Here is a 25,640-nt window from a genome sequence, read left to right on the forward strand (position 1 = left end):
CCATCAATGGATAGTAATAATGTCATTATTGCGAATATGGCTGAACCGTATGAGTTAGAGCGAATGTTTAGACAAGAACCTGAAGCATTTAAGAAGTCATTCTCCTACGCATGGGAACAATATCCGGAATCGCAAATTCTTGCCGCGTGGTATGCCAGATTGCATTACAAGGAGAAGGTACATACAGAGAAAGCTTCCTTATTTCGAAAAGATTTCATCACCATGGGCATTTTAGCCATTCTGGCCGGGCTGATGACAAGGATTATTTTTCAATATGTTGAACAGCAAGCTATTGCGCCTATTAACCTTGTATTCGGTATATTTCCCTTTATCGCTATCTATTTTGTAGTCAATCATTTTCCGAAGAACAAAGTTATCAATACCCTAGCAGCGTCATTTCTCATCGCCGTACTATATCTGAATAGACTGCCACTCGAGCAAAGCGACAGTATTCTCCTCGTGTATATACATCTGCCCATTTTCTTATGGGTTGTGGTAGGGCTTGCATTCACAGGAAATGAGTACCGCAAGGGCAGTATCAGATTAGCCTATCTTAAATTCAATGGGGAATTGGGCATTCTCTACGCCAGTATGGCAATTAGTGGTATGCTTTTAACCGCAGTAACCATGCAATTATTTAGATTTGTCGGCATGGATATATCTCAATTTTATTTTAAAAATGTCGTTGTATTTGGTGCTGCTGCGCTCGCTATTGTAGCCACATACCTAGTATCAAGAAATCTGAAACTGGCTAAACATATCGCTCCCTATCTAGCTCGGATTTTCAGTCCGCTTGTGCTGGTCACATTGTTAGTCTACTTGATAACGATTATCGGGGTAGGCAAGAATCCATTCTTGGACCGTGATTTTCTCCTATCCTTCAATGGCATACTTCTTTGTGTATTGGCAGTTACTATATTCTCAATTACCGAGAGCGGGTCCGAAGAGAAGAAGAACATGTCTGATTATATCAATTGTGCCCTGCTTGTACTTGCTTTGATCTTTGATAGTGTGGCTTTATCTGCGATCGTGTTCCGACTTTCCTCCTATGGGATAACGCCTAATCGACTTGCTGTTTTGGGCGTGAACATTCTGATCTGGGCCAATCTCATCTGGATTATGGTTGCCTATATTCGTTTTCTTCGCAATAAAACGTCATCCGTAACTATTCAAAATGCCGTTACGACGTATTTACCGATTTACGGAGTATGGGCGGCTTTTGTTACATTTACGTTTCCATTTATTTTTAAGTAGCTGAAAAGCGCAGGTATGGACTAGAAAATAAAGTCCAAACCTACGCTTTTTTTTCTTCATCAAGGAGTAATCAGTTTGTCGGCGCCGCAATCTGAATCAGGTCGATGTTCGGCGCATAACCAGCCGAACTGTTAGAGAATTTGATCGTGTTGTTGCCTGCTGTGAGCATGACATCAACCTCCCGCGTTCGGAAATTGTTCCAACCGAGTGTATTTCGATAGAACACTTTGGTCGCGGCACCGCCATTGACACTGAGATCTGCATAGCGATCCACGATATTCGTATTATAGTTGGATGCTCCAGCACCTAGTTCGCCATTGGCATAGGTGACAACCATGCGGTACAAGCCGGACGTTGGCACATTGATGTTATTGAATTGCAGTGTGTTAGCAGCGCCAGCACCTATATAGCCTACATATTTGCCGCCAGATGCTGCGGTATTGGTAGCTACAACAGCAGCGCCGCCGAGAGTGTTTGTTGTACTTTCAGCTTCATAGCTGGTCATTGTACCCGTAGTTGATACGACGTCGATGTAGTCGACATTGATGGCATCACTATCGTCCGCTGTATAAGCATTGATTCCAATACGATTAATACCTGCGGTTAAGAAAACTTTGACAGTCGAGCTGGCCCACGTCTTCCAGTCCGCTGTGCCAGGCAAGGAAATATCTTTCAGTTGTGAGCCATTCAGCATCATACGAGTCGTTCTGTTCGTTGGTGCACCTGTGTAAGGACCTGCGGAATAGCGGAGTGTCACATTATAATATCCGTTGTTTGGAGCCGTTACGACGAAATTGGTACTAGCGTTACTGCTTGCGCCATAGCCTTCTGCGAAATAGGTGCCCGAGTATCCTGTATTGCTTCCATACGTGACTTTGGCGGAACCACCAAGGTTCGCATATTCTGCCTCGTAGCGGGTCGTTGTGTTGGCTGAGGATAACGATGTTTTAGGTGTGATGATCATATGGTAAGCAGAGAGTGCTTTCATAGAAGGCACGGTGACCGTGATTTGCCCACCAGCAATCGTGTAGTCGCCTTCTTGCACAAATGCGGGGCCATTGGAAGCGTTAAGCCCTGTATTGTCATCCGCCCAAACCGTGGCATGAACAGCGTTTCCAAAGTAAGTAGCGGAGCCAAAGCCCTTTACCACGACATCTGTCGAGAAGACATCCGTTGCATTGAGTGAACCCCCGAACACAACACGTGCTTGTTTCTTGTCGCTATCTAACGATGCCAACCCTTGCAACGATCCGTTCTGCGTAGGTGGCGTAACTGTGACAGTATTGCCAGTCATTTCGCCGTACCATTTATATAACCACCAACCACCGGTTGCCTTATTATTCTCCATAACTAAATCATTCAGAGAACCAGCTGTCGTCCAATAAGCAAGACTGGCGTCAACCTTACTATTCTCAAATCGAGTCATCCATTGTACTAAATTCCCTGGCACACCTAAGTCACCTGAAGACCGCCCATATTCATTTATGGAGACAGGGATCGGCGAAATGCCAAGGCTGGATTCGATACTCCGATAGTTGCTCATATTACTGTACCAATTGGTGAAAAAACTGTTTTGCAGCTCATGCCATGTCACCACATCGGGTAATACATTGTTGGCTTTTGCAAATGTAAGGAACTGATTATAGGCGGAACTGTTATAAGCAGAAAAGTTAATGCCGGCAATTTTGGCTGTAGAATCAATTGAGCGTATCTTCTGATAGACGGTTTTCCAATCGTTCAGCAGACCTGTTAGATTCCCTGCATACCACTGTTGATCAGGTTCATTGAAAGGGACGTAAACATAGTTGCTGCGATTGGGATCATTGACGACCAAATGCGTCATCGTATCGACTTTGGCTAAATAATCCGTGAGTCCCAAATTATCATAGGGCCAATTCTGGTAAATATCTTGCATATAGATTTGAATCTGCTTGCCGCCATCGCGGATAAACTCGGGCGCTACTTTCAGCGCGTCACCGTTGGGATGCTGGAGACCATTTGGCGCTTTTTGCGCAGTCACTTGTGGTTTTAAAGCGGCAAGCATGTTATCACTTGGAATGCCCTCATCTCCCAAACCGTAAAGGAAACCGGTAGCCCCGTACTTTAAAGGGCCTGTATTCGTTGACAAATCCACAACCAATTGCGGATTAGCTGCGAAGCTTACCGAAGCTGGCAGAAGCCCAGATAACACAAACCCACACAGCACGAGCGTTTTCAATTTATGTTTGAACATTAACACTGCCTCCTATTGGTTCACATTGTGAAGCCTAGCATGCTAGGAACAAGTTTCGCTGAAGCCGTTATGAAAACTACTCCTTTCCTTTAAGATGAGAGCGTTACCAACTCTAATTATATCGATCTATGTAACTCGTCGTAGTGGGTTTAAATTCAGAATCATGTGTAAAATATTAGGATTAAATCGTGCTTCAGAATTTTTTACATGCAAAAGAGGACTTCATCCTCGGAACGAGGAATACTCCTCAAGCACGAATAACCTATCGCGAAGAAGGTATGAATGGGATGAAGTTCAAACGGATACGAATGAAGATTGTCATGGCGATGTTGGTAACGACAGGCATCCCAATCGCGATTTTGGCTGGCATCATTTTATATCAAGTGGCCCAAACGATTAGTAAAGATGCCGATCAAGCACAATCACGCATTGCCCAAGATATGAAAAGCCGTATCGAGGATTACGATCAAGACCTCTATGAAACCGCTTACCGAGTGTATTATAATTTTGATCTGCTCGAAAGCTTGCGGCGCAATGAAGATTATCAGCCTGATAACAGTCGAAACTATGATGCGTTTCGAGATACGCGCGACTTGTTCTGGGGGATGTACTACAATTCCAAACTCAAAAATATATTAGGCATTTATTTAATCAATTCTAAAGGAGAATCCGCTGGCAGCTTTTTTTCGTACATCCCTGTAACCTACTCAGGCTTAGATCCTGGCTATCTGCACAGCCTGCTGGATACTGCAGTCCAGAGCAATTGGGAAGCTCCTCAACTGCAATACCGGGAGCAAAGTTTCTATGATCAACCCATTTATCAGTATATTGTCCCGCTCCAATACCGAGGTGAGCATGTGGGACTGCTTGTAATTGATGTACAAGGTGATTCCTTTCAGCAGCTGATTGAGAAATATAATACGTACTACAAAGGCCAAGTAATCATTGCTGATGCTGCCGAACGGATCGTGTATCATACCGATGTCAATCAGATTTCAACGAAGCTGGAAGAGGACAAGGTAGCGGCTCACCGGATGCTCGTGTCGGTGAATCTGACGAAGCATGATTGGAAGCTGCTCTATGTATACACAGTAAACCCAAGTTTGATCTTATTCCGGAATGTGGCGATTGCCGTCATTATTATTGCAATTATCCTGATGGTTGCGTTCTCGTTATCTCTAAGCTTTGGGATTACGAAGCCCATTGTTCTCCTGCATCGTAACATGGGCAGAATTCAACTAGGCGATTACACAGCGAGAACGGATGTACACTCCCAAGACGAGATTGGCTTTCTAGGAAATCAATTCAACCAAATGGCAGAGCAAATTGAATATTTGATCGATCATGATCTCAAGCTTCAACTCGTGAATAAAGAAGTTCAGATTCAGGCGCTTCAGGCGCAGATTTCGCCCCATTTTCTACATAATACACTTCAAACGATGTCCAATATCGCGGTCATTCAGAATGCGCCAGAGGTCAAGATTATCTGCAAATCGCTCAGTAATATGTACCGATACAACATGAATATTGAGGAAGAGTGGGTGCAGCTAAAAGATGAAATCCGCCACATTCGCAATTATTTGTACATTATTAACAAACGTTACCCTGAGATTCTAACCATTCATCTTCGTGTGGATATCGAGCTGCAGCAACTCAAAGTGCCTAAGCTCATTCTTCAACCGATCATCGAAAATGCCATTGATCATGGACTTATCCCTTCCCGCAGATCAAAAAAACTGCTCAAAGTTTACGTGAAACAAGATATTTGCGATCAGGTGTTGCGCATATATGTGGTAGATAACGGTGTTGGCATAACGGAAACAAGGCAGGCAAGTGTGAAGGCCCAATTTGAGGGTCATGATACGAGGCTAGAGCGGCATCTTCAAGAAACAAGCCATTCCATTGGGCTGCACAATGTGCAATCACGGATCCAACTCCTGTGCGGGAAAGCATACGGCGTAAGATTCGTTAGTAGGAAGGACAGTGGCACCGTGGTCGTGATCGAACTCCCGCTCCATACGGACACGATAGAGGAAAGGGGAATTAGCTAAAAATGAAAATTCTCATTGTGGATGATGAAGAAGCGATTCATGAGCAACTGAAAGCTTGTATACCCACGGAGGCATTAGGCTGGGAAATCGTAGGGGAAGCTTATCACGGTGAAGAGGCTTGCCGACTGGTGGAGGAGCATCAACCCGATATCGTCATTACAGATATCAAAATGCCGCTACTGGATGGTCTAAGCTTCATGGAGTGGATGAAGAAACGTGCGTTTACAGGCAAAGTCATTGTGCTTAGCGGCTATGGGGATTTTCAATATTCTCGTCCGGCATTTCTTTTGGACGCCTTTGACTATCTATTAAAACCCTTACAAGAAGTGGAACTGGTGCGAACGTTGACGAAGGCCGTTGAAGAATTGGCTCTCGTTTCCAATAGGAAAATCGAGCAAATTAATGAGAAAGCCGTGCTCAATCAAGGAATTGTCCTGATGCGCGATGAGCTATTGAGCCAAATTGTAGCAGGGCGAATCAAGGAAGAGTTTGATATTTTGGTGCGAGCGGAGCAACTGCTTCTAGCACTGCCTGAAAGCAAATTTTACACGATCGTGATTCACTTAATTGACCTCGATGAGCATATCCAGGATCGATATAGGGGGGATCGGTCCATCTTTTACTTTGCTGCGCGAAATATTCTTGAAGAATGCTTGCAGCAGCAAACAGGGGCTGTGTTTCGTAATCTCCATAAGTCGAATGAATTCGTTGTTATTTGTGAAGCCAAGGGATTGTTCTTCGATGTGATGAAAATGGGCAGAAGTATCCACTTGTCGTTGACGACTTGTTTGCGTGTGCGAGCGCTGATTGGCATCAGCTCTCCGAAGCAGCGAATCGATTCACTTGCTTCGGCTTATATAGAAGGCGCACAAGTCATGGAAACGATTCGTATCGGCGCTTTGGAGACCATTATCCGATACGGCGACGACCCCATCCAAGATGAGAAGGCATCGGATCAGAAAGAGTGGAAAGAGCTACAAGGCTTACTTGAATGCTTGTTAGATACAGGGACGCTTGATAGCGAGACGACCTTGTTACGTAAGCTGGAAGAGGCGCTGCACCAGCAATCGATTGCGAACATGAGCTTGCAGAATTTTAAGCATGCGGTGACCCTGATCCTAGACAAAATCGAGAACGCTTCGGCTCATCGCTCCGAACAAATGCCGCTGTGGCTCCAAGAAACACGGGTTGGCGTGCACGAGTTCGAGCTCAAGCAAGTTCAGCGACTTCTTCGTAACATCATGGATCAGTTATTGAAGAACGTCACCAATAATCATAAAGCCAAGAGTGGGAAGCAGTTGATCTATAGCATCAAACAGTACGTCGAGATCCATTATCAAACGGTGAATTTGGAAGGTGTTGCTCAGCGGTTTTACCTGAATAAAAACTACTTCTGTTCCCTGTTCAAAAGCTTAACCGGCGAAAACTTCTCCGAATACTTGACGAAAGTGCGGATGGAGCAGGCCAAGCGACTACTGGTGGGCAGTGGATTAACCGCTTACGAAATTGCGGAATTGGTTGGTTATCAGGACCAACGCTACTTTAGCAAGGTATTTCGTAAGGCGACAGGTCAGCTTCCCAAGCAGTACCGAGCTCAGCAGCAAACTCGCAACTGAATATTTTCCACTTTGTGCTGAGTATTGTCACATGTTGCGGGCTTGAGTTCCTTCGTACAATTAAGAGGTAAAGCAAAACAACAAACAGGTGATAAAGGAAGGGACCAGGGCGAATGACAAATAAAAAGATGATTCCCGCAGTCTTATCAGGTGTGGTGGCACTCTCCGTTTTGGCTGGATGTGCAAAGTCGGACACGACCGCATCGAGCACCGCTAGTGCAACCGATGCTCCGAAGAAACAAGAAGCAACAGCTACACCTACTGCGAAGCAAACACCCGTCACATTGGATTATTGGGCCGCATGGACACCAAATTCGGATGAAGAGACGAAGACCAAAGCGCAAATCAAGAAATTTGAAGACTCACATCCTGCGATCAAAATTAATGTACAGCTGATTACGTTTGATGTCCTTCATGACAAGCTAATTGCCGCGATTAATGCTGGGAATACACCGGATCTCAGCTGGGGATTGAGCGAATGGTTCGGCGAATTTACGAAGATGGATGCTTTACAGGATTTGACGGCATCGTTCAATGCCTGGAGCGATAAAGACAAAGTCTATCCGAACGTCATGGCATCTTTGACAACGAATGGGAAAGTGCTGGCACTTCCACAATACCTCGGTATTCGTGCGTTACTTTACCATGAGAACATGCTGAAGAAAGCGGGCTTTGATGCACCGCCCAAAACATGGGACGACTTGCTTGCCATGTCGAGCAAAGTGAAGCAAGCAAATGGCAAAGAAGCCTTCGGTATCGCTGCAGCGGGCGTTCGCTCCCCGCAAGAATTGCTATCCTTGTTCGCACAGAATGATCTAGTGATTGCTAAGCAAATGGATGATGGTAAATTTAAGAACACTTGGAAAGATAATGCGGATGAATTGAAACGTGCTGGTGAAGTATATCAGTTCTATAAAGATTTACTGGGGAAAGGTGCGGTTAAACCGGAAGCGAAGACGTGGGGCTGGCAGGAAGAAGATACGAATTTCGCTCAAGGTCAATATGCGATGGTTGTCAATGGTCCTTGGATCGAAGGGCGTAACAAAGAAAATCCAGAGGAGATGAAGGATGTTAAAATCGCAGCGCCGCCATCCAAAAAGAAATCAGCGACATTTCTTGAAGTGAGCCCGCTCTACCTGTATAAAAGTGCCAAACATCCGAAGGAAGCGTTCGAATTCGCAACGTACATCTTGGGCAAAGACTGGCAGACGGATATTCGTCCAACAAACTCCCCGCGTTCTGACGTTGTTAGTGATAGCCCATGGGGGAAAGGTTTTACGGACTTAGCTTCGACTGGTGTCGTGTTCCCAAGTGTTTCACTAGGCGGCATTACCAAAGATATGGAAGATTCCATTGCGCGAGCGCTTATTAAGAACGATTCACCAGAGGATGTAGCGAAATGGTTGTCCGATGCAATTAATACGGATTTGAAGAAATCAGGCGAATTGAGCTCGAAATAATGAGATTGCGCATCTAAATTAAATGAGAGAAAAGGATGGACCAAGCAGGCATATCCTGTATGCCTGCTTTAATTTTCCTAAAAATGGTGATAGCGATGGAGAAAATGGAAACAAGAATCCCTGAGAAGCCAGTTACTGAGCCCGCAACTTCGAACGTATCTGAGACCAAAAGACCTTATTATGGACGTGAACGAAAAACGCGGTTACAAGCGAATCTCTTCGTTTTGCCAGCTTTGTTTTTCTTCGTCCTCTTAATTGCCTACCCTTTATTAACCGTGGTGTGGGACAGTTTTCATTTTAAAAATTTAGTCAATAAAGCACTTCATTCATTTGCCGGTTTGGATAACTACAAAGAAGTCATCCATAATGAGAATTTTTGGAGCTCCCTGCGGCATACAGCGATATGGACGGTATTAAGTGTAGCGGGTGAGTTCTTTTTAGGCATCATTTCGGCTGTTGCACTCAACCAGCCACTCAAAGGCAGGGCGATTTTCAGAGGCATCATCATCATTCCTTGGGTCGTACCGATCGTTGTTGCGGGGTTAACTTGGCAATGGATGCTGGCACCTGACTTCGGCATAATCAACATTTGGCTAGTTAAACTAGGTCTCATTGATAAGCCTTACTACTGGCTTGGTGAAGTCCAAACGGCGCTGTTGACGGTCACATTCGTGAATATTTGGAGAAGTTTTCCTTTCTATACAATAAGTTTGCTCGCTGGCTTGCAAGGCGTTTCGAAGGAAATGATTGAAGCAGCGGCCATCGATGGCGCAGGGGTTACGGTACGTTTTTTTAAAATTGTACTTCCTCAGCTGAAAAATGTCTCGGTGGTTCTCATTTTTGTCCACATTATCTGGACGGCAATCAATTTCGACTTCATCTGGGTCATGACCGAAGGCGGTCCATTCAATACAACGGAAACCTTACCAATTATGATCTACCGCTATGCAATGAAAGAATATGATGTGGGTGCGGCATCAGCGCTGGCTTCCATGATGCTAGGCTTTATGATGGTTGGTTTCCTCTTGGTTTACATCCGTTCAGCTAATAAAAATAAAGCCTAATTCGGCAGATTGGAGTCATGCTTCGTATGCTCATGAGCAAAAGGCAAAGGCTATGGCTGCATGTCTTGACCTATGCGGTCTTGATTATTATTGCCATCTACTGCTTATTTCCATTCCTTTGGATGGCCGATACGGCTTTAAAGCCCATGAATGAAGTGAGAACGAGTCATCCAACGTTTTGGATAAACCATCTCACATTCAGCAATTTCTCTCGGGTGCTATGGCAATCCAAGTTCATCCGCTTCTTTGGTAACAGTATGTACGTAGCATTGGCAACGACGATTTTGTCTCTGATCATCTCAATCTTCGCGGGTTATGCCTTAAGCCGATTCCGTGCATACCGTGGGGTCAAAGTGGTCAGTGTGACGCTGCTGCTGTCTCAAATGGTACCAGGCGTTCTCTTACTAGTCCCTCTCTACTTACTAATGAAAAATTACCATTTACTAGATACTTACTACTCCATGATCTTGGCGTATACGACTTTTATGGTTCCACTGTGTACGTTTATGTTAAAAGGGTACTTCGACTCGATTCCTTATGAGATGGAAGAATCGGCTGAAATCGATGGCTGTTCGCGGGTGGGTATCATTTTCCGAATTATCCTCCCTGTATCTATTCCCAGCCTTATTGCTACGGCACTATTCGCTTTCGTGAATGCGTGGAATGAGTTTATGTTTGGATTTGTCTTCATTAATGATGAAGCTCATCGGACACTTACACCTGGGATAACGCTTTTCAAAGGGCTGTACACGACTGATTGGGGCAGCATCATGGCGGCTTCGGTATTGTCTGTCGTTCCTGTTGTCATTTTGTTTATTTTCATGCAGAAGTTCCTGATTGACGGCATGACGGCTGGAGCAGTGAAGGGATAAGACAGGTAACGTGAAGTACCTGAGATTATCGAAGGCAAGAACTAGGCGTTTACTATGGCAAGTTACCCTTCCGAAAGATACAACAGCAGACAACGATGCCTATCCTTCAGATGAAGCATCTAGTTGGTTCTAAGCTCCTAGGAGTTTAGAACCAACTTTTTTGTTTCCATGAATCCCACAAGGATTTCCATACCAAGGGACCGAATGATGTATGAGGTAAAACTTGGTAAAGGGGGATCATGATGACACGATCCATGGTGAAAGCCACCGAATCGCGAGGGTCACGCAAGGAAACAACAGCCAGTCATGATACCAACCAAGAACTCGGACAACTTCCGATTATGCGCGGAGGTATTCAAGGGATCATGGGCTTGCAAGCAACGATTGGCAATCGTGCTGTGGCTCAGTTGATGAGAGAACAAACTAGAGGCAGCTCGCCACAAGGTATTCGGCAGCTGCAACAAACGGGCGCTCAAGCTCAAGGGGGCCTCTTTGTACAGAGATTGCCGAGCTTTAAAAGTGAAGATGACGCGATCATTTATTTTGAAGAGTGGGAAGAAGATACCTTATTTACAGAGCATGCCCGCGAGGTGAAGCAATTGCTGCAGGTAGCCAAGAAGATGGGGTGGGAAGATCTGCAGGAGCGAATTGAATACGCGCAAAGTCAAAGTGAAATCGTCGCTATTGAAAAGTTTCAGAGCTGGGACTTATCCAATAGCGATAAGTTGCCTGCGGCACTAAAGCTCTTGGAGATGGCCCAAGACAAAGGCTGGGATGATTTGGAGAATCTCGTCATCAAGTACGTGCGCAAATCAGAAGATACGAGAGACGAGCCATTGATGCCATCAGACGGCCTGCTGCCGATGCAACGTGAGTTTCTGAAGAGGTGGACACCTGTTTCGCCCATCCCTGCGCAAGATTTGAAGAAACTTGTGATCTTTGGTGGAGACACGATGGAAGGCTTGAATTGGCTGCAGGTGCTCTTGCAATTGCCGATACCTGCGCTCACTATCGATCAATTCAAGCTGATTACCACGTACCAAGGTGATTTATTGACGAATATGCCCGCGTTGCGACGCGTCGTGGATATCGTTCAAGGTTCACCGACGACGGAAGAAGCCCGTGGGCATATAGAAGCCGTGAAAGAATTCAATTATGACATTTCTTTTGCCTTGGAGGCAGTGGCTGGTTCAAGTGAGCACGCGGATCGAGTAAGGGATACGAACATCCAACAAATCCGTGAAACGCGAGACAAGAAAAAGCAAGATGTCTGGGATAGTCATTACGAAGAGGCGTTCAAAGTCCTAACGAGAAACGAGAAAAAAGAGATCAATATAGCATCCAAGCAAGCAGAATTAAAAAAGAGAGTAGAAAACAAACAGCGGCAACTTTCACAAGGCAAAATGGACGCGATTGATGAGAAGGCACTAGATGCAGAACGAGATGTCAAACTCATTGTCGGTCCTGAAGCCTACGCGAAGCGGAGAAATGAATACTTGGCATTTTTCCAGAAGGTTCAGTATCACCCGGCGACCATTCCGGCCCTGACGATCTGCGGTCAAAATTTCAAGATAGCTGAGCAAATCATCCAACACGTACAAGTCGCCCCTAATTTACTCATGTTTATCGAGCATGAAGATACCACATTACAAATGTATAATCGCTGCCTTCAAGTGCTCCCACCGGCTACCCTTCATGCGATTCTGGGACTCATCGACTGTTCGGAGCTGTTGGGCTTTGCCGTTAGTGAGCCTTGTTTGCAACTACTGGGTATGCTCCATACGGATAATGTACCCGTTCCGCACATGAAACAGCTGGTTCATCACGCTGATCTGTTGGTGTATGCTAAGCCTGCCTTTGCAGCAGATTATTCACTGCTCTTGGTTCACTATACACCAGACCAAATTAGCAATTTGGTGAAAGAGACGCCTGATGGCGGACAAACGGAGATTCGCTTCCTCCGTACGCTTCGGCCAAAGGCTGCATCCGCGGCGGATCTGCTAGCATGCCTGCGGTTAGCTAAGAAAATGCGCTGGGATCAAGGTATCCTCACCACTCAAATTGGCGGACGGCCGCCAGGACAAACGGCCTTACAGCTGACCACCCATATGTACAATCAGCAGCTGACGATATTCGACCGTGACACAGAATTCAAAAAGTGGATAAATACGCTTTGTGTACTCATGGAAGATGAAAATTATACCGTGGATGTCGGAAATTCCTATCAACTTTCCGGTAATAATACCTATGAACGCACGTGCAACATCTTCGATAATACAGGGGCATTCCTTAACGATTTCGTAGTCCATTATCATCCTGGTGCCGTAGTGAACGCGCAACATCCTTATGGTTCCAAAGCGCATATTAAACCGCACCCTGGAAATGCAACAACCATTAGAATCGGTAGGGACGAATTAAAAGATGTTCTCAAGACAGAGATTCCATCTAAAAAATAAGAGATCCAAACGGAGCGCGCATGTTTGCGGGCTCTATTTTTCTATCCTAATCAGCCCTATCACAAACATTCCTAACACTTAGCGAGGTAGTTCCCTAATATTTATAGCGTAAAGTGAATGTATCCTTACTAGACGTGCATTGGGAAGAGGAGTGATAGGCGATGGCGAAAATTTTAATCGTAGATGATGCCGCTTTCATGCGGATGATGTTGAAGGATATATTGACGAAAGGCGGCCATACCGTCGTTGGCGAAGCGGAGAATGGACGAATAGCCATTCAGAAGTACCAAGAGCTCAAGCCGGATGTTGTGACGATGGATATTACGATGCCGGAGATGGAAGGCGTTGAAGCTGTGAGGGAAATTAGGAAAAAGGATGCCAATGCTCGAATTGTGATGTGCTCTGCCATGGGGCAGCAAGGCATGGTCGTGCAAGCCATTCAGGCGGGAGCCAAGGATTTCATTGTGAAGCCCTTCCAAGGCGATCGCGTATTGGATGCCATTCGCAAAGCCATATAATACATAGCAAAAACGCTCATCACCTTGCTTTTAATGCAAAGGAATGGGCGTTTTTTGTTTTTTTATAAATAACGGTTATAAGACATCTTCGGGACTAAGATACTGCTGATAAAGTAAAGCAGCGCGACGGTTCCGAAGCTGCACAGCCCCGCCGCAACGACTAGTAGTCGAATGACGGTTGAGTTGACCCCGGACCATTCTGCGATTCCTCCGCAAAGCCCTGTTAATTTACGATCTGTTAGTGATCTGAATAATTTGTTCATGATTGAAATCTCCTCTCGCATTTAAGCATTTTCGTTAGCGCTTGTTCTTATGTCTTTATTGTAGCTGCTTCAAGCGACTACGAAAACGGACCATTGGCGGTCATGGATCCTATACTTAAGTCGAGGGAGTATCTATGACCAAGTTCTAGTTTTATTAATTTCCATCTTTGCAGCAAAGGCTTGTGCTAGATCAATTTCCAATTTATTGGCAAGATCGCAGATGTTCCACACGATATCGTACATCTCAAATCCGAGATTCTTTTTGATTTCTTCCTTCTTTTCGTGATCGGGGTGATAGGAAAGATGCAGTAACTCTTTAACCATTTCACCGACTTCAGTGGTCAAATAGAGTGCTCTTTGTTCAATCGTAGAGGTGTCGAAGCCTTTTTCGATACTGAATTGTTGAATATGCTTTTGCATGTCAGAAATATGCATAGTTATGTTTTCCCCTTTTATACACGTAGAGTTTGTAAATCCTGCTCTTTCAGTATAGGGACTATCGGTTGATTTTTCAAAGTGAGCAGCGAAAATGAGGCAGCAATTGTTATTTTAATTTTCCTTCCAAACACGCCAACTTTCTTCGCCATCCCTCCGTCTAATTCGTATCTGAAAAAGGTGAGTTATGTGAACAGCAGGAGGAAGCAGCTAATGGGAATGAAAGAGGAAAGTAAATTAACGGCAGGAAACAGTCGTAGTAAAGGGAGGTATATGTCGGGATTAGATGGGCTGCGTGCGCTGTCAGTTCTGGCCGTCATTGTGTATCATTTGAACAGTTCTTGGTTGCCCGGAGGGCTGCTGGGAGTTGGGGTTTTCTTCACGTTGTCGGGGTATTTAATAACCGATCAGCTGCTTGTCCAGTGGCAAACGACGAGGCGAATCGATCTGAAGGATTTTTGGTTAAAAAGGGTGCGAAGACTCATGCCCGCCATGTTGTTCATGCTTGCCATTGTCTGTTTATGGTTGCTCATCTTCGATCGGTCACGGTTGATGCAGTTACAAGGGGACTTTGTATCTGTCCTACTTTATTTCAATAATTGGTGGCTTATTTTCCATAAGGTCTCTTACTTTGAGAGTTTTGGTCCGCCTTCACCGATTGGTCACTTATGGTCATTAGCAATTGAAGAGCAGTTTTACTTTATCTGGCCATTAGTATTGGCACTTGTCTTACGTTATGTTCATCGTCGAGGAACGCTTTTCGTGCTCACGTTAGCTGGGGCACTCGTTTCTATGCTCGTTATGGCATTCGTTTATCAACCAGATTTGGATCCGAGTCGGGTTTATTATGGCACAGATACACGAGCTTTTGCGCTGCTTATCGGTGGAGCACTTGCCATTGTTTGGCCGAGTAGGAAACTATCCGAGAAGATGACTGGCCATTCAAGCAAGATGCTGGATATGATGGGCGGGGCCGGGTTAGTCGTTATCCTTCTGATGATGTGGACTACAAATGCGTATAAGGCTTCCCTCTATGTGGGTGGATTAGGACTCTTCTCTATCATAACTGCGATCGTCATCGCTGCAATCGCTCATCCTGCCAGCTTACTCGGGAAAGTCATGGGGAGTAAGCCATTACGATGGCTAGGTAAACGTTCCTACAGTCTCTATATTTGGCATTTTCCTGTTATCATTCTGACTAGCTCATCTATGAACACCGGGGGAACTGACCTGAGTACGGTCACCGTACAGATCCTACTAAGCTTGCTATTAGCTGCTTTCTCTTATTCCTGTATCGAGGAACCATTCCGACGTGGTGTCTTTCAACCCAAACAGTGGATCCTAAGCTTACGGTCGCCATTGCGAGTACGATATATGTTAATGATTGGTATTTTACCGATTCAGCTATTCGTCATGTCGTTTTCCAATAACTCATTTGCTGAGAAATTATCTGCTAACGCAGCAATGATTCATCAAGAGGCAACGAACGTCAGCTTAGTCCCAACAGATTCATTGTTCGTACCATCTGTAGGGCCAAAGCTAGTTCCTTCACCATCACCAGCAGCAACATCATCACAAACAATAGTACCTTCACCATCCGTATCGTCGGTACCCAAAGTATCACTAACACCAACACCGTCTCCAACAATTGTACCGTCGCCGTCTCCATCGTCGTCACCAACGGCCACGATTACGCCGTTGCCTACGCCTGCGACCAAGGAGCCGCCCAATTCACAAATTTCCCTGCCTGTCTCGGATGTAAGTCAAGAAACGGGTAAGGTTTCCCCCGATCCAAAAGTTGACGCCGAACAAAGCATTACGGCAATTGGGGATTCCGTTATTTTGGACGCGGCTCCGTTCCTAGAGAAACTATTGCCAGGCATCGTGGTTGATGGGAAAGTGGGCAGACAAATGTCCCAATTGGCAGCGGTGATTGATGATCTGAAATCCAAGAATCAACTGGGGAGAAGAGTTATTATTGAACTCGGAACGAATGGTTCGTTCAATCCGGATCAATTACGTGGCGTTCTGACAACACTTGGTGATGTGAAACAAATCATACTAGTGAACACGCGTGTGCCTCGCGCCTGGCAAGATAATGTCAATGCAACGTTGTCCAAGGTGGCTGCTGAATTTCCGCAAGCAACCGTCGTAGATTGGCATAAGGCAAGCCAAGGGAAGGAAATGTACTTCGTCCAAGACGGTGTTCATTTGAAAACGGAAGGTGCAAGTTATTACGCATCCCTTCTGAGCGATGCCGTTCAAAAAGGCGGGCGGTAAAGCACGCTCCTCCGTCAGGCATTTCATGCAATCGCGGGAATGATAGGCTTCCACTACATGGCCGTATCCATGACTAAACATGGTGATGCGGCCTTTTTTGGTGGAAGCACATTGGATGCGTGCTGTTGTTACTTTGGATATCATCAAAGCTCCAAGCTTTATACTTTGCAATTAATCAATAGCAGACGGCAGTATGAAGTGGTAAAATGAGTGCATCTGAGATGATAGGTGAGGTATATACATGGAAAGAAAGTATTGGGTTCCTGCACTGGAGAGAGCGCAAGATGTGCTTCAGTTAGTAGCGGCACAGCCCTCCAAGCTTAAATTGATGGATTTGAGCGGGGCAACAGGAATCAATAAAAGCACGATGTTTTCACTTTTACATACGATGGAGACGTTGGACTGGGTGATCAAAGAAAAAGGGGATACGTATGCTCTTGGTTCCTTTTTCGGTGTTATTGGCAACGCCTATTTCGCGGGTATGACCTTGGTCAAGCTCTTTGAAGAAAACGTCAAAGCGACGATGGCGATAGTCGGTGAGACGATCCATTTAGCTCGCCTAGAGAAAGGTGAGATTGTGTATCTGGCCAAGAAGGAGGCCTCAGCCCATGTCCGCATTATCTCCGAACCTGGGATGCGGTTGCCGGCTTACGCCACGGCAATGGGGAAGCTGCTGCTTTCAACGTTAAAGGACGAGCAGGTGCTCTCTTTATATGAAGAGGGAAGCTATCAAGCATTTACTCCGAATACGATTCAGACAGGAGAAGAACTCCTCGGACAACTGGGTCGTGTTAGAACAAATGGTTACGCACTTGATATGGAAGAAATTGTTCCTGGGTTCTGCTGTGTGGCGATGCCGGTTCTAGATCGTAATGGGACCTGGATTGCTGCCGTTAGCAGCTCCATGTCGGTTCAACAGTGGTCTTTGAAGCAAGAGATGGCCAAGGAAGAAATTCAGCAGTTAGCGCATTCTTTATCCAAGATACTATAAGACGAATAATGAACATCTGATGCTCCGTTCAAGCGGGAATCAGATGTTTTTTTGTGCATTGACGGTGCAGAAAGCTGGTGATAAACTAGTAATATAATTAATATTATAAACCTAGTTTATTATAATAAACTAACTGGAGGCCATCACATGAGATTAGAGAATAAAGTAACGTTGATTACAGGTGCAGGATCAGGAATTGGAAAGAGCAGTGCGCTGCTTTTTGGTCGAGAAGGGGCCTATGTGATCGTGAATGATTTGGATGCGACGAAAGGCGCTGAAACAGCAGCAGAAATCATCGCTAACGGCGGTAAAGCGTTATTCTTACAGGCGGACGTTACTGATCCTGAGTCTGTGAAGCAGATGGTTGATACGGCAATCGAAACATGTGGGCGCATTGATGTGCTTTTTAATAACGCAGGAATTAGCGGTGTAGGAGCTCTGCATGAGTTGGAGCCGGAACAGTGGGATCGCGTGATTCGTGTGAATATTCGTGGCGTATTCCTCCCGTCCAAATATGTACTCCCTCATATGATGGAGCAACGCAGTGGTTCTATTATTAATATGTCCTCCTGTGTTGCTGAAATTGGGTTAGCCAGACGTGCTTCCTACTCTGCGACTAAAGGGGCAGTGCTTGCGCTGACCAAGTCGATGCAAGTTGACTATGCCTCCTATCAGATTCGGGTGAATGCCCTTCTTCCGGGAACTATTTTAACACCTTTTGTTGAGAATTATTTGAAAACATCCTATGATGATCCTGAAGCCGCTATTGCTTCTCTGAAAAGCAGACAACTCAGCCAAGACCTCGGCACGCCTGAAGATGTCGCGGCAGCCGCGTTATTCCTTGCTTCGGATGATTCTAAATTCATGATGGGATCTCCATTGTACATCGATGGCGGCGCAGTTTTCGGTAAGAACGCATAGGCTTTGCACTTATCATTCAAACATATCATTTCAAATCAAACATATGATGGAGAGGAAGTTATCTTATGAAACTGGTTACGATTGATCATGCAGGTACATATCATCTTGGGGTAAAGTTAGACGAGAGTGTATTCGATATTACGGAGGCGTTGAAAGCGTTTCCTGAGGATGGAATTCCGACGGACATTATGTCTGTCATTGGAAATGGCGAGTCAGCTCTGCCGCAAATCGAACGTTATGTGGCACGCGTCATGGAAAACGCAGTTGAGGGTAGTCCCTACCTTTTAGCTGAAAATCAAGTGAAGTACGGTCCATGTGTCACACATCCCGGCAAAATCATTTGCGTTGGCTTGAACTATCGCAAGCATGCGGAGGAGACGAATGCGCCGATTCCACAGTATCCGATCCTTTTTAACAAATTCAATAATACGTTGGCGGCGCAAGGTGACGATATTCCACTTCCAATTCGCGTAACAAGTCAAGTCGATTATGAAGCTGAGCTTGTGATTGTCGTGGGCAAGACCGCGAAATATGTATCCAAAGAGCAAGCACTTAGCCATGTGTTCGGCTATTGCAATGTGAATGATTTGTCAGCGCGTGATTTACAAATGCGTACTCAACAATGGCTGTTAGGCAAATCCTGCGATAAGTTCAGTCCGTTAGGTCCTTACTTGGTCACGGCTGAGGAAGTTGGAAATCCGAACCAATTAACGATTTCTTGTACCGTAAATGGTGAAGTAAGACAGAACTCAAACACATCGGATATGATATTTCACTGCGATGAAATTGTGAGCTACATTTCTCAGCATATGACGCTGTCACCCGGAGATATTATTTTGACAGGAACGCCAGAAGGTGTCGTATTGGGTAAACCAGTAGATCAGCGTGTTTACTTGAAGGATGGCGACATCGTCACGATTGAAATCGAGAAGCTCGGGGCTTTGACGAATCGGATGGTGGCAGAACAGGAATAAGCAGAAAGAGGGAAGGCTATGGTGTTCAGGGAGTGGCTTCAACGTATGGAAGGCAGCGTACAGCTTGGTTTTCTGCAACGAAGTGAGAATCCACAGATGAGCGATCAGCAGCTTTGGCAAGAAGCGGATGAAGATGGTGAATGGCATTTTCAACAAACGCGGTGGTCTGTGCACAGTGCATGGACCGCGGTGGCGGATCGGCCTGATGCGAGGGATGGCGTCTTCACCTTCCGTTTAAATGAGGGCGAGTTATTTCAAGCAGCCATTAGAGTTCGATTTGATTTTGCCAAGTGGTCACAGGACAATTATGTCTTGATCCCTGCTGCCGTATATAACGGCAATCGGTTTCGTTCCAAGCCTGTGCCTTACCCGCCTATTTATAAGGACGAGGAAGATCTCATTCCGGATATGACGACGTTAATCACGGACATCCCTAGGCTTACCCTCACTTCTGGAAATTCCTTATTGGAAGTTACGACACAAGATGCAGCAACGCCGGCGATTGGTGTTTTTTCGCCTGCGCTGCAGAAAGCCTTTTGGTTGTTAACAACGACGCATACGGAAGCGGGAACCACTGGCATCGTAATGGAGGAGCAGCATGGTTATTCGGAAGCAGTAATTACACTTAGTGCTCCTAGCATGCGAAGTGATGTAAGCAAGGGAGATCACGGTGCGACCTTTCGAGCGGGTGATTGCATCACCTTAAGCGTTCGTTTGTACATTACCGAGGCTTCCTGCATACAGCACTTATTTGATCGATTTGCTGACATACGCAAAGATGTGCAGCAGCCGAAAGCCATGCAGCATCAACTTCCCTTCTCAGAAGCTTTTGCAACAATCGAGCGCAAATATAACGAAATGAACTGGCACAACGATACCACGTATTATGCGGTTGGAATGCGCGAGAATCAGTATCAGGATTGGCAATGCGGCTGGGTCGGCGGCGGTATGTCGACGTATCCGTTATTGCGACTAGGCGGTGAACTGTCTCGAGATCGCGCCGTCCAAACCTTACATTTTCTTTTCTCAACGCAGGCGGAGAGCGGATTCTTTCAGGGCATGTATACCCAGGGACGTTTTTACGGCGATGGTTTCGATCGGGAAGATTCGGAACGCTGGCATCTCCTGCGTAAAAGCAGTGATGTGTTGTATTTTGTGCTGAAACAAATTCGTTATTTGGAGAAAGCGCACGCTGATTGGCTTACTCCCCTAGGATGGATTGCTGGCACTCAGCGGCTAGCTGATGCATTTGTTCAGTTGTGGACGCGGTATGGCCAGTTCGGCCAATTTGTGGATATCACGAGCGGAGACATCATCGTCGGAGGGTCAACCAGTGCAGCCATTGCTCCTGCTGGATTAGTATTGGCTTATGATTATTTCGGCGACCAGACGTATCTTCGCATTGCCGAGGAGAGCGCTGAGCATTACTATGTTTATCATACGCGGCTTGGTGTAACAACCGGTGGACCTGGTGAGATTTTGCAATGTCCAGATAGTGAATCGGCTTTTTCGTTATTGGAATCCTTCCAAGTGCTATACGAGTATACCCAGGATGCGAAGTGGCTCGCTAGAAGCGAGGAGATGGCCAAACAATGCATGAGCTGGGTCGTTTCCTATGATTTTGAATGGCCGGAGGGCTCGGAGTTCCACCGATTGGGAATGCGTTCGACGGGAACGGTCTTTGCCAATACGCAGAACAAGCATAGCGCCCCAGGGATATGCACCTTATCTGGAGATTCCTTGTTTAAATTGTACAGAGCCACAGGCAATAAACGATATCTTTCGCTTATCCAGGATATTTCCCATAGCCTCATGCCCTATATGTCACGCGAAGATCGCATCATTCGAAGTTGGGACGGGATTGATTTATCCCCTGGCTGGGTAAACGAACGTGTTAATCTAAGTGACTGGGAAGGTTCAGCGTGTGTTGGAGGTGTCTTCGCAGGATCTTGCTGGAGTGAGGTGGCACTTATGCTGACCAGCTTGGAGATTCCCGGCCTCTATGTACAGCCAGATACAGGTTTCTTATGCGTACTCGATCACATCGAGGCACAGGTGGATGCACATACCGAAGAGGCCATCGTGATCACAGTGACGAATCCCACGCGATTCGCAGCCCAAGTGCTTCTGTTTATCGAAAATGAATCCGAGATGCGTGGTCAGCTATGTCATGATCTTCGTAGTGGCGGAAAGCTGCTTGAGCTAGCACCTGGCGAATCCAGAACGATCCGCTGCGTGACGGAATCCTTCCAGCTAGTGAACTGAAAGATACGATCTTAATAGTCTTCGTAAAGCCGAGCGATTTTGCTCGGCTTTTTGGCGTTGCATTAGATTTCCACTAGCGTTTCAATAGACGGAAATAGGGCTCATTTCGTTTTACAAAATAGCTGAAAATGCTAGATAGCTAATCTCCTCATTTTCAGCTAGACTGTAGATACAACATTTGAAACAGGGGTGCCAACATGGCGAAGAAAGGGTTAACAATTGGTAAAAAAGCAGTGCCTTTTCGTTTGGATTCTACACAAGGGATGAAAGGCTTGGAAGACTTTAAGGGGAAGCCGCTCGTCATCATATTTTTACGTGGAACCTGGTGTCATAATTGTCAGAAACAAATACCAGAATTGAATGCTTTCTATGAAAAGTTTTTGGAAAAAGGGGTTAACCTCATCGCCATTGCTGGTCAGAAACTGATGAACATTCAAGATTATGTGAAAGCAAATGGTATTAAATTTCCTATTCTATCTGATGAAACTAGAGAAATTATTAAAGCCTATGAAGTCTTTACACCGATTAAATGGGATTCCTTCCGTATCGCCATTCCCAGCACTTATATTATTGATGAGAATCAAGTCATTCGATATTCCTATATTGGTGAGAATCAAGGGGATCGTCCATCAGCGAAAGAGATTCTGGAAGTTATGGATACCCTTTCGATTGTCGAAGATAACCAGACCAACGCGCTCCGGGATGAACTCCCTATTTTCATTTCGAATATGAAATCAACGCTTCAGCATGTGAGTGACTCGGCAGGCTATGTAACCTCCAGTGTCGGGAATAATTTGCATCAAATTGAAGGTCTTAAACAAACGTCTCTTCATAATTCGGAGCAGCTTGAAGCGTTTGTGAAGGACTACCAGGGCAAATACGAGGAGCTTCATGCATTTAGTCAACAATTAGATATGTCCTCTCAGGAATTCGCCAACATTCAGAACTTAAATCAACAGATGAGTCATAACATTCAAACGACACGTGGCTTGATGGATGAATTAATTGGCATGACGCTCGTGGTAAATGAGATGAGCTCGGTGATCACGAAAATTTCAAAGCAGACCAAGATTCTTGCTCTTAACGCTTCCATCGAAGCGGCTCGTGCCGGTGAGCATGGAAAAGGATTTGCTGTCGTAGCCAAAGAAGTTAGCAAATTAGCACATGAAACAGAGGAATCAGCAGGGAATATTACGGCACAGCTGCAAGCCATTGATGATAAGATTAGTGAAAGTTTCTCGTCCTTCATCACGTTTGAAAAGACGATGGATGTGGCTAGTGACCGCTTAACGGTGAACTCTTCCCAAATTAGCAGTATTTCAGGTGGTGTAAAGCAAATTGCGATAGGCACACTGCAGTTAGGGAATGAATTATCTCAGATCAAGGAGAGTCAGCTGCAAGCTCAGATTGATTTGAGTCACATTCAACAGATTGAAATGACAATTAATCAAGAAGTGAATGAAATTGTACAGGATATGAATGGACATGTAGAACAACTGAACGTACTTGATGAGAGAAGTAAAAGAAGCTAAATAAATGGGTGCGATTATAAACAATCTGGATTAATGGCATTCATCATAAAATGCAGCGCAGCGGCGATCTCATTGATCGCCTTATTTGTCGTTTCGAGCCATATCTGCGCGGATTCAAGTTTCAGCTGCAGCAATCATTTTAAGTTCTCTCATCCCAATTTCAGAATAATGGGGTATATTACACCTATCATAAGAAAGTGGAGGAAACAATTACAATGAGCAACCAACCAAATAAAATCGAACGTTCATCTTGGATTCCAAAGAAAGAACGCAAATGGGTCATCGGCGCAGCGGTGATCTCCATGATCCTTCTCATTTGGCAATTATGGAGCCTCATCCACACGCCGTCAGCAACTCTTCATAATCGGCATTTTGAGCAAACGTTCAAAAGCTATGGCTCCAATGCACGATTAGCCTTATTCGTCGTTTTGGCGAATTATGTTCTGGTCTTTCTTATCAAACAACGAATCTGGGGGCAGTTAGACTTTCTAAAAAAAGGGCTAGTTCTTTTACTTCGTGTTGTCAAAAGATGTCATACACCTTTAGCCATTTTGGCAATTACACTGATTGTACTCCATGCGGTTGCCGTCTTTATGTATGGTTTCAAATGGGATTTTAACAATATAAGCGGGCTGCTTGCTCTCATCGTCCTTTTACCGGTACCGATTTCTGGTTTATTTCGCTATCGCAGGCTGGATCGCAAGTGGCATATTCGAAGTGGACTTGCGTTCGCCGTTTTATTTTTGATTCATGCTTTTTTGTAGATAGAGGTTCAGCTAAAGGGGGGGGACCCTGCAATATCACTTAATCAGAACAAAGGCCTAGGTAGTATAATTAAAAGACACTAAAAAGAATTGTCTTTTAATATGAGGGGAGGATATACTGAGGGAAACGAGTTTTGACGAGGTAACCATGAAGTGTGCAAACAACACAAGGAAAGGGGGCGCAAGTCATGGATATTCCCAATCGTATTGCTATCGGTATATTAGGGCCCGAGGGTCTGGTCAATAAAGTGTTAAGCGTCATCGCGACATCCTTCCCATCCTTTCAACCGCTCTTTCGAGCATGCTCAGTTGAAGAGGCACCACGTGCAGCGGAGGAGCTGCTTGCGGAAGTTGAGGTGCTGCTTATTACGGGACCGACGCTGTACCGGAGAGTGAAGGAGAAGGTCGTTACCCATCTACCTGTGCACATGATCCCATTAACAGACACTGGGCTATTCAGCGCTTTATACCGTATGCGGAGCAAACCAGAACTTAATCCATCACAGACTGTGTTTAGTATTGATTCGTTCAGCTCTTCAGCTCTTAGCAAACATGTCAAAGAAATTGGGGAAACAGCCAGCCATTTTCTTATATATGATGGCGTTCCTTACCCGCATGTTCAAGAAATAACTCAATTTCATGCAGACGCCTTCCACAGGGGGGCAACACATGCAGCAATGACAACGGAGAGTGAGGTCGCAGATAAGCTTAATGAGTTGGGCATTCCATGCGAGTGGATTACACCAACGGACCAGAATATTACAGTGGCGCTCGAGCGTGCCCTCCTTTCAACGGAAACGAGACGCAGCAAGGAAGCACAAATTCTTGTCGGCATGATTAATGTGGATGATTTTGGTAAAAAACTGCAGCAACAAAGCTCTGAACATGACATTCAGCGGTTTAAGCTTGAAATACATCGGCGGCTGATCGATTACGTTGAATCATTAGACGGCTATCTAACGCATCTCGGAGCCGATGAGTATTTGTTCTTCACGACGCGGGGGATCTTTGAACGTGAGACGGTTGGTTATAAGTCAGTCCCTCTTGCCCGCGAAGTGTGGAAATCCCTGGGCCTGTCTTTAAGTATGGGCATTGGCTTCGGGCGGAGCGCGAATGAAGCAGGTACGCACGCACGCCTCGCATTGCGCAGATGTAAGGAGGCAGGAGGAAATACCTGCTTCATCGTCAGAGAAGATAAAACGCTCATAGGACCGCTGGAAATGGCGGATCCACTAAGTAGGGATATGTCCGTGACAGATCCCATACTCCTCAAAAATGCGGAAGATGCAGGTATGACATCCGCTTATTTAAGCCGGCTGTTAGCGACGGTTGCACGGAGCAATAAACTAGACTACGAAGTGCATGAGCTTGCGAATATTCTAGGCGTTACAGTGCGAAGCACACACAGGCTGCTCCTGCAATGGATGGATCATGGACTGATCTCAATTACGGGATATGTCAAAGTGCCGAAGGGGAGACCAAAGCAAACGTTCCGCCTTCATTTTTTGGAGAAATTTGCGGAGTCGGCCCCGTTAAATTAAGCTATGCCCATTTTTCTCATTAACACACCGCTCAAGCTGTGACTTCGTCCATGAATGAGCGGTTTTCTTTATTCATTAAAAGACAATATAAAGATTTGTCTTTTATGTTGGTGACTCCGTATACTACAGTCAGGAAGTTTATTTAAAGAT

Annotated in this window: 19 protein-coding genes; 16 read left to right on the plus strand and 3 right to left on the minus strand. The window is 45.4% G+C overall.

The features are described from left to right. The first annotated feature begins 6 nt into the window (after positions 1-6). Positions 7-1,254 (plus strand): DUF4153 domain-containing protein, encoded by a 1,248-nt coding sequence (locus tag A8709_RS25550; RefSeq protein WP_065856442.1) that lies wholly within the window; start codon positions 7-9, stop codon positions 1,252-1,254. A 70-nt stretch (positions 1,255-1,324) separates the two neighbouring features. Here the strand turns inward: A8709_RS25550 and A8709_RS25555 are convergent, their stop codons facing one another. After that, positions 1,325-3,487 carry a carbohydrate-binding protein gene (locus A8709_RS25555; protein WP_065856444.1) on the minus strand — a complete coding sequence of 721 codons (2,163 nt, stop codon included), beginning with the start codon at positions 3,485-3,487 and terminating at the stop codon, positions 1,325-1,327. Between the two features lie 308 nt (positions 3,488-3,795). Here A8709_RS25555 and A8709_RS25560 point away from each other — a divergent pair, with 308 nt between their 5' ends. The 7 genes from A8709_RS25560 (at position 3,796) to A8709_RS25590 (ending at position 13,524) form a co-directional block, all read left to right on the plus strand. After that, positions 3,796-5,538: a cache domain-containing sensor histidine kinase gene (locus A8709_RS25560; RefSeq protein ID WP_167357169.1), complete on the plus strand. Its 1,743-nt coding sequence runs from the start codon at positions 3,796-3,798 to the stop codon at positions 5,536-5,538. Between the two features lie 2 nt (positions 5,539-5,540). Then, the gene (locus tag A8709_RS25565; RefSeq protein WP_065856447.1) at positions 5,541-7,154 is read left to right on the plus strand and encodes a response regulator transcription factor; all 1,614 of its coding nucleotides are present in this window, start codon (positions 5,541-5,543) and stop codon (positions 7,152-7,154) included. Positions 7,155-7,267: 113 nt separating this feature from the next. Next, the gene (locus A8709_RS25570) at positions 7,268-8,614 is read left to right on the plus strand and encodes an ABC transporter substrate-binding protein (protein WP_065856449.1); all 1,347 of its coding nucleotides are present in this window, start codon (positions 7,268-7,270) and stop codon (positions 8,612-8,614) included. Between the two features lie 104 nt (positions 8,615-8,718). Beyond that, positions 8,719-9,678: a carbohydrate ABC transporter permease gene (locus A8709_RS25575; protein ID WP_084225532.1), complete on the plus strand. Its 960-nt coding sequence runs from the start codon at positions 8,719-8,721 to the stop codon at positions 9,676-9,678. Positions 9,679-9,710: 32 nt separating this feature from the next. Continuing rightward, the gene (locus tag A8709_RS25580) at positions 9,711-10,550 is read left to right on the plus strand and encodes a carbohydrate ABC transporter permease (protein ID WP_244163315.1); all 840 of its coding nucleotides are present in this window, start codon (positions 9,711-9,713) and stop codon (positions 10,548-10,550) included. A gap of 242 nt (positions 10,551-10,792) precedes the next feature. Then, positions 10,793-13,006: a hypothetical protein gene (locus A8709_RS25585; protein WP_065856453.1), complete on the plus strand. Its 2,214-nt coding sequence runs from the start codon at positions 10,793-10,795 to the stop codon at positions 13,004-13,006. A gap of 161 nt (positions 13,007-13,167) precedes the next feature. Further along, positions 13,168-13,524, plus strand: coding sequence for a response regulator (locus A8709_RS25590; protein ID WP_065856455.1), 357 nt, complete (start codon positions 13,168-13,170; stop codon positions 13,522-13,524). Positions 13,525-13,586: 62 nt separating this feature from the next. On the opposite strand, the gene A8709_RS25595 is transcribed toward A8709_RS25590, so the two are convergent. Together A8709_RS25595 and A8709_RS25600 are read right to left on the minus strand one after the other, a co-directional pair. Continuing rightward, positions 13,587-13,787 (minus strand): PspC domain-containing protein, encoded by a 201-nt coding sequence (locus tag A8709_RS25595; protein WP_065856457.1) that lies wholly within the window; start codon positions 13,785-13,787, stop codon positions 13,587-13,589. Between the two features lie 132 nt (positions 13,788-13,919). Next, positions 13,920-14,222: a MazG-like family protein gene (locus A8709_RS25600; RefSeq protein ID WP_065856459.1), complete on the minus strand. Its 303-nt coding sequence runs from the start codon at positions 14,220-14,222 to the stop codon at positions 13,920-13,922. Between the two features lie 213 nt (positions 14,223-14,435). Here A8709_RS25600 and A8709_RS25605 point away from each other — a divergent pair, with 213 nt between their 5' ends. From A8709_RS25605 to A8709_RS25640, 8 genes are all read left to right on the plus strand, one after another. Next, on the plus strand, positions 14,436-16,502 hold the full coding sequence (locus tag A8709_RS25605; RefSeq protein WP_244163317.1) for an acyltransferase family protein: 2,067 nt from the start codon (positions 14,436-14,438) through the stop codon (positions 16,500-16,502). A gap of 241 nt (positions 16,503-16,743) precedes the next feature. After that, positions 16,744-17,493 carry an IclR family transcriptional regulator gene (locus tag A8709_RS25610; RefSeq protein ID WP_065856461.1) on the plus strand — a complete coding sequence of 250 codons (750 nt, stop codon included), beginning with the start codon at positions 16,744-16,746 and terminating at the stop codon, positions 17,491-17,493. A 147-nt stretch (positions 17,494-17,640) separates the two neighbouring features. Continuing rightward, a complete protein-coding gene (locus A8709_RS25615; RefSeq protein WP_065856464.1) occupies positions 17,641-18,414 on the plus strand; it encodes an SDR family NAD(P)-dependent oxidoreductase in 774 nt (257 codons plus the stop codon). 65 nt (positions 18,415-18,479) lie between these two features. Then, positions 18,480-19,388, plus strand: coding sequence for a fumarylacetoacetate hydrolase family protein (locus A8709_RS25620; protein WP_065856466.1), 909 nt, complete (start codon positions 18,480-18,482; stop codon positions 19,386-19,388). 18 nt (positions 19,389-19,406) lie between these two features. Beyond that, positions 19,407-21,653: a YyaL domain-containing protein gene (locus A8709_RS34970; RefSeq protein ID WP_065856468.1), complete on the plus strand. Its 2,247-nt coding sequence runs from the start codon at positions 19,407-19,409 to the stop codon at positions 21,651-21,653. A 197-nt stretch (positions 21,654-21,850) separates the two neighbouring features. Further along, positions 21,851-23,185 (plus strand): redoxin domain-containing protein, encoded by a 1,335-nt coding sequence (locus tag A8709_RS25630; RefSeq protein ID WP_065856470.1) that lies wholly within the window; start codon positions 21,851-21,853, stop codon positions 23,183-23,185. A 215-nt stretch (positions 23,186-23,400) separates the two neighbouring features. Next, the gene (locus A8709_RS25635; RefSeq protein WP_065856472.1) at positions 23,401-23,949 is read left to right on the plus strand and encodes a hypothetical protein; all 549 of its coding nucleotides are present in this window, start codon (positions 23,401-23,403) and stop codon (positions 23,947-23,949) included. A gap of 188 nt (positions 23,950-24,137) precedes the next feature. Next, the gene (locus tag A8709_RS25640; protein ID WP_065856474.1) at positions 24,138-25,490 is read left to right on the plus strand and encodes a GGDEF domain-containing protein; all 1,353 of its coding nucleotides are present in this window, start codon (positions 24,138-24,140) and stop codon (positions 25,488-25,490) included. The last annotated feature ends 150 nt before the right edge of the window (positions 25,491-25,640 follow it).

Origin of the sequence: Paenibacillus pectinilyticus, from assembly GCF_001700435.1 — a bacterium.
Lineage (GTDB): Bacteria > Bacillota > Bacilli > Paenibacillales > NBRC-103111 > Paenibacillus_E > Paenibacillus_E pectinilyticus.

Excerpts from the sequence above, each read along its gene's own strand:
- A8709_RS25610 (WP_065856461.1), top strand. The coding sequence starts at position 16,744 with ATGGAAAGAAAGTATTGGGTTCCTGCACTGGAGAGAGCGCAAGATGTG.
- A8709_RS25600 (WP_065856459.1), bottom strand. The coding sequence starts at position 14,222 with ATGCATATTTCTGACATGCAAAAGCATATTCAACAATTCAGTATCGAA.
- A8709_RS25550 (WP_065856442.1), top strand. The coding sequence starts at position 7 with ATGGATAGTAATAATGTCATTATTGCGAATATGGCTGAACCGTATGAG.
- A8709_RS25615 (WP_065856464.1), top strand. The coding sequence starts at position 17,641 with ATGAGATTAGAGAATAAAGTAACGTTGATTACAGGTGCAGGATCAGGA.
- A8709_RS34970 (WP_065856468.1), top strand. The coding sequence starts at position 19,407 with ATGGTGTTCAGGGAGTGGCTTCAACGTATGGAAGGCAGCGTACAGCTT.
- A8709_RS25555 (WP_065856444.1), bottom strand. The coding sequence starts at position 3,487 with ATGTTCAAACATAAATTGAAAACGCTCGTGCTGTGTGGGTTTGTGTTA.
- A8709_RS25565 (WP_065856447.1), top strand. The coding sequence starts at position 5,541 with ATGAAAATTCTCATTGTGGATGATGAAGAAGCGATTCATGAGCAACTG.
- A8709_RS25595 (WP_065856457.1), bottom strand. The coding sequence starts at position 13,787 with ATGAACAAATTATTCAGATCACTAACAGATCGTAAATTAACAGGGCTT.
- A8709_RS25605 (WP_244163317.1), top strand. The coding sequence starts at position 14,436 with ATGGGAATGAAAGAGGAAAGTAAATTAACGGCAGGAAACAGTCGTAGT.
- A8709_RS25570 (WP_065856449.1), top strand. The coding sequence starts at position 7,268 with ATGACAAATAAAAAGATGATTCCCGCAGTCTTATCAGGTGTGGTGGCA.
- A8709_RS25630 (WP_065856470.1), top strand. The coding sequence starts at position 21,851 with ATGGCGAAGAAAGGGTTAACAATTGGTAAAAAAGCAGTGCCTTTTCGT.
- A8709_RS25560 (WP_167357169.1), top strand. The coding sequence starts at position 3,796 with ATGAAGATTGTCATGGCGATGTTGGTAACGACAGGCATCCCAATCGCG.
- A8709_RS25590 (WP_065856455.1), top strand. The coding sequence starts at position 13,168 with ATGGCGAAAATTTTAATCGTAGATGATGCCGCTTTCATGCGGATGATG.
- A8709_RS25620 (WP_065856466.1), top strand. The coding sequence starts at position 18,480 with ATGAAACTGGTTACGATTGATCATGCAGGTACATATCATCTTGGGGTA.
- A8709_RS25635 (WP_065856472.1), top strand. The coding sequence starts at position 23,401 with ATGAGCAACCAACCAAATAAAATCGAACGTTCATCTTGGATTCCAAAG.
- A8709_RS25585 (WP_065856453.1), top strand. The coding sequence starts at position 10,793 with ATGACACGATCCATGGTGAAAGCCACCGAATCGCGAGGGTCACGCAAG.
- A8709_RS25575 (WP_084225532.1), top strand. The coding sequence starts at position 8,719 with ATGGAAACAAGAATCCCTGAGAAGCCAGTTACTGAGCCCGCAACTTCG.
- A8709_RS25640 (WP_065856474.1), top strand. The coding sequence starts at position 24,138 with ATGGATATTCCCAATCGTATTGCTATCGGTATATTAGGGCCCGAGGGT.
- A8709_RS25580 (WP_244163315.1), top strand. The coding sequence starts at position 9,711 with ATGAGCAAAAGGCAAAGGCTATGGCTGCATGTCTTGACCTATGCGGTC.